This is a genomic window from Pseudogracilibacillus amylolyticus (SeqCode) (genome assembly GCF_051918545.1).
Classification (GTDB): Bacteria; Bacillota; Bacilli; order Bacillales; family Amphibacillaceae; genus Pseudogracilibacillus.
Window position 1 is genome coordinate 1 of sequence record NZ_JBPPZG010000183.1, and the last position, 7,742, is coordinate 7,742.

Here is a 7,742-nt window from a genome sequence, read left to right on the forward strand (position 1 = left end):
AGTGCACGGCTTTACTTGGAGAGGTGCGTGTGGTAGGCTTTTGCCTGGCGAAATGTGTTTTACTAACCTTTCGTCTTTCGCAAATCACCACACGCACAAAGGCTCCATGTCAAGCCTTCACATATATATTCAAATAAGCTTCAAAGCACACTAAGAAAAATTAACTTAAATGTGTCCTAAATATTGACGTAGATCCATGTTAAATCTTTAATCCATTTGTAGATGGTTACATCAGATACGCCATACTCGCTACTTAAATCTTTTACAGAACTTCCAGAATGATAAAGATCGATAATCATTTTTTTAAAATCATCGTTATATCGTTTACCATTATTTTTTGTAATCATTGGACACATCCTCCTTGAAATTCATTGTATAAAATTTAACTTAGATGTGTCCATGAAACTATACTAGCATCACTGTTTTCGTTAATCTCATAATTAAAATGATATTTATCTTGCAATCTATTCAGCAAAGTTACAATAAATAAATAATGGTACTTATTATACTTATCATTATTCAGAGAATGGACGTGATCACTTGCCACATAGTTATAAGGATGATAAAAGGCATTACCAACACTTCCACTATTAGCAATTGTTATATCTTGACCTGACGTTCTTACATTATTTTCATTACCAATAAAGCTATCAACACCGTTATTTAATGCAGTTGAAGAAATATAAGGGATATTACCTTCAACTTGATTAGCTTTTGTTAATCTTTTACCTCGCTGAATGTTAGTGAAAAGATCGCTTATACTAAAAGGTAGCCATTCTCTATCTTCAAGCGTTAAAGTATCAAGGTCTTTTAACTCTTTGATTAACTGATTGTATTTCTGTAAAATATATTTCGAAAGATATTCATGTGATTTTTTATACATTTCACTTCCAATCTCTTCGATATAATCAAAATCAACTTCTCCATATTCATTACAGCTCTGAAGAGTAAATTTTATTAAATATTTTTTAATCAATAAAAACGACTAGAGAAATTACGAAATATTCACTAAATTATGCATCCCTATTTTTTGCTAAAAATCCAAGCCAATTTTTAAAAATGTTTTTTTAAAAAAATGGAATGTTTTTGGGTGAATTTTTAACTTTTTATCACAACCTTTGTTATAATGAACTCATTAGGTAAACCTAATTTGTATTGGGTTAGCTAATTGCCGAATATCCTCGTCTGTTATTTTGCGGGTCCGAATCGCTTCTAACAGGATCGAGGATATTTCTTTTGCCGTTTTTTTCACGTGTTTCAGAGCTTTGCTCCCTTTTTCAAATAACTGCATCAGAATATCCGTAATCTGTGTTAGAAGACAATGATTCTTCATCGCTACATAGTTGCGACTACTGGCATGCTCAATGTGATACCGAATGTTTTTTTGACGATTAAAGCCTTGATTTTCAATCTTCCACCGGCTTCGCCCGGCGTTTACCAGTTTACGTGCATTTCGATTATTCACCTTGATATTTGTGATAAATGTAAAAGTCTTTTTCTTCTGATTTTGAACGAAATGATATTCAAGGACGTTCAATGTTCTTTGATTATACGTAATATCGTTTACCCAACATATGTCTTTGGATAAGTTTTCCATCTCCTTGATATCTTGAAATTCTTTGGCAACGCTTTTGATTCTGCCTTCTTTAAATCGCATTATGTACTTCCACCCGTGCTGATCACATTGGTTAAATACACCTTCGCAAGCATAGAGGCTATCTCCTAGGATGTATAGGCAATCTTTTAAATGCTTGTTTTATTTTTGTTGCTAACCGATAGAATGCCTTTAATTCACAATCTTGTTTTGACACATCCTCCGATTCATTTTCTATAAACTCGGAAGCTATACTTAGGACCATATCACCGACTACCAGTTTGGCTTCCAGTACGTGATGCATGTATACAGTTCTTTTCTCACCAGTTTCTTTATCGGTATATTCCCGTCTTAAGCAATGGTCGCAATGCTTTTCCTGAAAACTAAAAAGCCCTGTCCCATCAATGATGATTCCCCAGTACTTGCCGTTGATCCGGTAACGATCAAAACATCTTTTGGCAAATAGTTGTTTAATCATGTACGTTCGTATTTTTTCCAGTTCTTCTGGTTTCAGCCTGGATAAAAAGTCATTAATAGTATCGTAATGTGGCAGCTCTTTCAGTTCATTGCATCCCAATAATTTTTGGAAATTATGGATACATTCATCTTTATTAAATTGATCCGTCATACTCCGCATACTTTTTAAATCAAATGCATTTTTAAAAATAGTCATCATAAGTAGGATATCGCTATTATATGTAACATAGCTTTGGTGCCTTGGATCATTGATTTCATTAAGTTTATTATCTAAATCTTTGAATAAGTGTTTTATGTAACTATATTATTCCATATTTAGTATACTTTGGGGGATATTTTTAGAAAATTATCGCGAAGAATTTTTACTCTTCAAAGCTGTATTCATTAACTGGTAACATAATTCGAGTATTATTTAGTCTTTTTAAGGTGGACCCATAATCCACCTCAATTAAACTTCTCCATCTGTTTTTTTAATAATGGTATTAAAAAACAGGCTATATTTTTTGTCATCTTTTTATGTTTTAAAATTTGGATGTTCTGGCCATTATAAAAATTTGTTGGTTGATAAAATACTGTCTATGTATCTAACCCAATAGTAATTACATTTCCTTTATTAATTGGGTATTTTTCACCTTGATCTTTAGTAACAAATAAATCAATTCCATTATTTAATTCTCTTGTTACATAAGGAATCTTTCCAGGTTTTTGGTTAAGCTTATTTTTATCTATTTCACTAGTGCTAGATGTAATTGAAAAAACTCCATTATCTCCACCTATTTGAAAATCACTCCAGCGGATGTTATTCATTCTTATCACCGTAATCTTTAAATAAATATTCTTTGCCATGAAGTACCATATCTATTTCAAAAGAAAGATAATCAGAAATAACCTTTCCAAATTCCTCTCTAGAAGGAATTTCCTCATTAAAATAGTAAAAGGAGTGTAACCATTCATCCTCAGAATCAATTTTTGTTTCCACACAGAATTTATTTTCAGCGTCAATACGATCAAACTGTGTTTGGCAAGTATAAAATATATAATTCCGCAGCGAATTTATACATAAGCCTGCCAGTCATATAAATTCAGAAAAATCGGTTGTAGAACATGCGTTTGCAGGTTATCTGATGTTGCTTTAGATAAAGCATTTTTTAGGCGGTAACTTGGGCCAGTGAAAGTTAAGATATGAGCATGGTGCACAAGACGATCAATTATGGCTGCTGTTAATCGCTTATCCCCAAACACGGTATTCCACTGCCCAAATTCTAAATTGGTTGTCACGATAACGCTCGTGGTTTCATAGCATTCCGAAATGACATCGAACAACAGCTCTGCACCATCCTTGTGAAACGGGTTAAAGCCCAATTCATCAAGGATGAGCAATTCAACCTTTCTTAACTCTCTCATAAAACGAGGCAATGAACCCGTCTGATGCTTCTCAAGCAATGTCGAAACAAGACCAGATACACGTACGAAACGTACATTCCTCCCTTGTCGACAGGCTTCTAATCCTGTCGCAGCAGCTAAATGCGACTTGCCTGTGCCAACGCTACCTAACATCATGACGTTCTCATATCTCTCCATAAACAACAGATCCTTCAGCATATCCAGGTTTAGCGTTTCAGGGAAGGTTACAGCCTCGTTAGGCACATAATCTTCAAAGGTTTTATGCTGACTAAAACCGGCTTTTTTAATTAATCGCTGGATTTTGGCTGACTGTCTCGAACCGAGTTCGGCCTGCAAACCCTGTAACAAAAACTCCTCATGTGAATCGGCTTTAATCTGTGGATACACCTTGCTAAATACCCAAGTCTCAACTGCTTACAGTATTCATGAATGCGAGAGGCTGAGTTCATGAACTACACCTCGTTTCGCCAGCTGGTCATAAGCATTTAGATCCGGATCATAATGTCTAACAGCCTCTGGTGTATAACTTTCCGGTAAAGCATCGGTATCCACATGAGGAGAATCTAACCGATAAAGAGTATGGTACAAGATTCCCTCCTGGTCATGTTGATAAGAAGAGGTATGCTCAATGGCTTGATTAATCGTTTTCACAGTGTGTCCCGCATTTAACCATTTGATGAACCATCCAATCCGTTTTTTACGTCTCACTAGATCTGCAACAGCCAGATAAGCTTGAAGCGATGAAGGCAGCTGTGAATAGATCCACGAATAAGGTACGGCCTTAGGTTTGTGCTGGATACATTCAAGCTCCGCAATCCAATCGATGGCTCGATCTTTGAATGTATATGGACGTGGAAAGGAGCCAATTAGTTCATACTGTTCATTCAAAACTTGAACTTCGTCCCAATATGTCTTTAGCAATACGGTTTCGTTGTAGCTTCCTTTCGGGATGGTGAAGCGTTTCCCGTCGAAATCCACTTTCCCATACTTGTCGAGTACCGCAGTCGACAAGCGATATACATCAAATGGTTCCCCGGGCAGAATTAACATCTTTTGTTTCTCTTCTTCGAACAGCATCCCAATAGCCTGTTTCTTTTCATAGTGTGGTTGGAGCAGGTATTGTTCCGCCTTCTCTTTCATTAGGTGATTGATGGCTTCCCAAGTCGTTAAGCGAGGGAGGGGAACCATCCAGTTTCTTCTTGTGCAGCCTACCTTGTTTTCGACGTTTCCTTTTTCATGGCCTTCACCTACATTGCAAAACTCGTATTGAAATCCATAATGAAGAGCGAACCGTCGAAACATATCTGTTAGTGTACGTTCGCGGCCTTTCACCTTAACAACTGCTGCAGAGAGGTTGTCAAACCAGATTTTCCGCGGCACAGCACCTACATATTGAAACAATTCCTGCAAGCCGGTTAAAAAGCATTCCATGTTCTCACTTGGTGAACACCAAAGATAGGCAGCATTACTGTAAGGAAACGACATCACCAAATATTTAATTTGTATGATTTTCTCCTCATAAGACACTTCCGCTGTACCAAAGTCGACCTGAGCTTCACCACCAGGATGCTCCAAGTCCAGATACGTATTCACTTGATTTGAGAGCTCCTTTTTCTTGTTGGCTACATAAGTAGTAACCGTACGCTCTCTGCCAGTAAAACCACATTCCTCGACCAATCGATGGTAAATACGCACATTTGTGTGTCTTTGCTTTTTAGGTCTTCTTTGATCCTCCATGAGCCAAGCATCGATGATCTCTTGTAAGGTTCTAAAACAGGATATTTTTTCTTTCGAGGTCTCACCTCGATATTCCAGTTTTCCTGATCTGCATATTTCTTAGCTGTTCTCCAGTCTACTCCCATCTTCTTTGCGATAGCATTTACTGTTAATCCTTCTGTATTTCTTAAGAATTTGATATACTCTTGTTGAGCCATAACTAGCATCCTTTCTGTTTCCTCCCCATGAAAATATTGGCGTGTTTCCATGTAGGAGATTAATAGATTATGGGATGACTGGCAAGGCTTTTTTTCTGCATGGTTCTGTATTTTTAGGCTGCCGTTCTCTGTACTTTTATTTTGCCATAAACAATCAAAACAAACATCTAATAGATATTGCTTTTTGTCTTTTGCTTGAGGTGTTTCTATTAAACCTATATGCTTGGCTACTTTATACCCATCATCTTTAAAGTTTATAAATTTACATTTTTTATTTTTGTCATGAGGTATTCCAGTAGTAAATACTGCTATACAAGGATTGACACCAAAATTATAAAAAGTATCTTTATTAAGAGTAATAACTCCTTCAAGCGTATGTTTTTTTAATATGCTTCTTTTAATTTCTTTTTCCACATTGGTTTTCCCTGTCATAGAACTTTGAGGAACAATGACTGCTGCTCGTCCACCTTCTACCAGAGAGTCAAGTAAATGTTCAGTAAATGATATTTCATATAAATCAGGATTTTTTGATGACCCTTGACTATATGGAGGATTTAACATACCAACATTACAGCCTTTAAGTTGAATCTCAGATGGATTTAATTTTAAGAAATCAGCATTTTCAAGATTACTTTTTCCATCACCACGTAGAATCATATTTGTTGTAGAGATAGTAAACATATAGTTATGAATTTCAATACCATAGATTTGATCTTTTTTAATGCTATTTCTTTTTGATACATCATCCTCAGCTGTCTGTTCTAACATATGATGCATTACAGAAACTAAAAAACCACCTGTACCACATACGGGGTCAATTACCCTATCATCTGATGATACTTCTAACAAATCACAGAATAAGTCTGTAATATGTCGAGGTGTTAAAACAATACCTAATGTTTGCCCATCTCCACCAGAATAACTCATAAATTCACCATAAAAACGCCCTAGAATATCTTCAGAGGATTTCGAGTATACAACGTTAGTATAAACACGATTATATAAAAATTCCGTGTAGTATTTTAACGGCGTTTTTCCAAGTGATACATTGACTTCATTGATTTGTACAGTATTTTTTATGATGTCAAATTGACTCATTAATTTATCTTTTTTAACGGTGGGAGACACATTTGAACGTTGCAGATTATTTTCTATCGCTCTCTATATTTTTTAACCATCAGTAACCGTTGTATCCGCCGTTAAAGAATCAATAGAGAAACTCCCATGTTCTATTTCTCTAAATGCTAATAAAATTCCTGAAACAATTAGTGGCTTATCTTTATCCTGTATCGCTCCATAATTTCTCAAATCTTCATGTAATTCTTGTGCATCTTTCAATATCATTGCCAATTCTTTTTCTTTGTCTGTATCTTCTTCAAGTACTTCTTTTATGTAATATTCTTGAATATTTTTATGACTAAATGAGATAAATGTTTCAATTTCTGGCAGTTCTTTATGACCACCTCGCTCATCAACAAAAATTGGAGAGATAATATGTCTTTTTTCATTTCCAGATACACCAATAGCAAAAATCTTCTTAAAGTTAGTGTTTTTTGCTATATGCTTTGCATAATATAATGCACCATTAACCGCATAATCTCTTATTGAAGATGTTTCTCGAACAATTAAACCATCATTACTTTTATCTATATGCTTGCTGATACTCGATTTATTTTCAATAACAATAACAAAATCATGCACTACACCAACATACTCTGGTCTTCCAACATTTCCTGTTCCGCTTTTCGACGCAGTTTTTAGTGCCTCATTAATTTCTTTAATATTACTTCCTTGAGGTGACATTACTTTTCCTAAATTTGCTTCTTTTAATAAATCATATACCCAAAGATCTGTGCTAGCCTCGTTTTTCATATAATCACCTTTTTACATCATAATATAACAATAATACCATACGGTAAAAATAGTTGTGAATGTTAATCTATATTCTAACATGCTCAATATCCTATACTTTTACATATCTTTTCCTATTAACGATTCTTGAAGAAAAAAGGGAATCAGTTCTCCCTTTAAATATAACCTTTTTCTTTCAGGCTAGTAAAACTGTTATCACTATTTACCACTAGGTGATCTAGTACTTCAATGCCTAGTAACTTCTCAGCTTCGACTAATCTCTTTGTAACGTTAATATCTTCCATCGACGGTGTTGTCACACCAAGGGTAATGATGATACAGGAAGATTTCTCGTATTTTTTCCTTCTTAATATCCGTCTTTTCACTCAAAAGTTCTTGACCTTTATGATCCGTAATTACGACCTCATTATCTTCCATGAATATTGCTTTTATCTCAGATTTTTGAATTGTCTTTTCCTTAT

At 35.1% G+C, this 7,742-nt stretch carries 10 protein-coding genes and 2 pseudogenes; all 12 read right to left on the minus strand.

Going from position 1 to position 7,742, the window contains the following annotated elements:
- Nucleotides 1-206: 206 nt before the first annotated feature.
- Nucleotides 207-347, minus strand: a pseudogene (locus ACPYKA_RS16415) (transposase); the annotation flags it as partial.
- 35 nt (nucleotides 348-382) lie between these two features.
- Nucleotides 383-976 carry a restriction endonuclease subunit S gene (locus ACPYKA_RS16420; protein ID WP_479543297.1) on the minus strand — a complete coding sequence of 198 codons (594 nt, stop codon included), beginning with the start codon at nucleotides 974-976 and terminating at the stop codon, nucleotides 383-385.
- Between the two features lie 159 nt (nucleotides 977-1,135).
- Nucleotides 1,136-1,729 carry a transposase gene (locus tag ACPYKA_RS16425; protein ID WP_479543305.1) on the minus strand — a complete coding sequence of 198 codons (594 nt, stop codon included), beginning with the start codon at nucleotides 1,727-1,729 and terminating at the stop codon, nucleotides 1,136-1,138.
- Nucleotides 1,716-2,366, minus strand: coding sequence for a transposase family protein (locus tag ACPYKA_RS16430; protein ID WP_479543306.1), 651 nt, complete (start codon nucleotides 2,364-2,366; stop codon nucleotides 1,716-1,718). Before ACPYKA_RS16430 ends, ACPYKA_RS16425 begins: the two co-directional genes overlap by 14 nt.
- Nucleotides 2,367-2,647: 281 nt before the next feature.
- Nucleotides 2,648-2,878, minus strand: coding sequence for a hypothetical protein (locus tag ACPYKA_RS16435; RefSeq protein ID WP_479543298.1), 231 nt, complete (start codon nucleotides 2,876-2,878; stop codon nucleotides 2,648-2,650).
- Nucleotides 2,871-3,050 carry a hypothetical protein gene (locus ACPYKA_RS16440; protein WP_479543299.1) on the minus strand — a complete coding sequence of 60 codons (180 nt, stop codon included), beginning with the start codon at nucleotides 3,048-3,050 and terminating at the stop codon, nucleotides 2,871-2,873. The genes ACPYKA_RS16435 and ACPYKA_RS16440 overlap by 8 nt, the downstream gene beginning before the upstream one ends.
- 74 nt (nucleotides 3,051-3,124) lie before the next feature.
- A pseudogene (gene istB / locus ACPYKA_RS16445) lies at nucleotides 3,125-3,924 on the minus strand (IS21-like element helper ATPase IstB).
- Nucleotides 3,899-5,212 (minus strand): IS21 family transposase, encoded by a 1,314-nt coding sequence (istA, locus tag ACPYKA_RS16450; RefSeq protein ID WP_479543300.1) that lies wholly within the window; start codon nucleotides 5,210-5,212, stop codon nucleotides 3,899-3,901. The pseudogene istB and the gene istA overlap by 26 nt, the downstream one beginning before the upstream one ends.
- Nucleotides 5,098-6,507, minus strand: coding sequence for an HsdM family class I SAM-dependent methyltransferase (locus tag ACPYKA_RS16455; protein WP_479543301.1), 1,410 nt, complete (start codon nucleotides 6,505-6,507; stop codon nucleotides 5,098-5,100). Before ACPYKA_RS16455 ends, istA begins: the two co-directional genes overlap by 115 nt.
- A gap of 72 nt (nucleotides 6,508-6,579) precedes the next feature.
- The gene (locus tag ACPYKA_RS16460) at nucleotides 6,580-7,281 is read right to left on the minus strand and encodes a hypothetical protein (protein WP_479543302.1); all 702 of its coding nucleotides are present in this window, start codon (nucleotides 7,279-7,281) and stop codon (nucleotides 6,580-6,582) included.
- A 155-nt stretch (nucleotides 7,282-7,436) separates the two neighbouring features.
- The gene (locus tag ACPYKA_RS16465; RefSeq protein ID WP_479543303.1) at nucleotides 7,437-7,565 is read right to left on the minus strand and encodes a JAB domain-containing protein; all 129 of its coding nucleotides are present in this window, start codon (nucleotides 7,563-7,565) and stop codon (nucleotides 7,437-7,439) included.
- On the minus strand, nucleotides 7,552-7,742 hold a 191-nt coding region (locus tag ACPYKA_RS16470; protein ID WP_479543304.1), incomplete at its 5' end, for a YqeB family protein. The genes ACPYKA_RS16465 and ACPYKA_RS16470, both read right to left, overlap by 14 nt.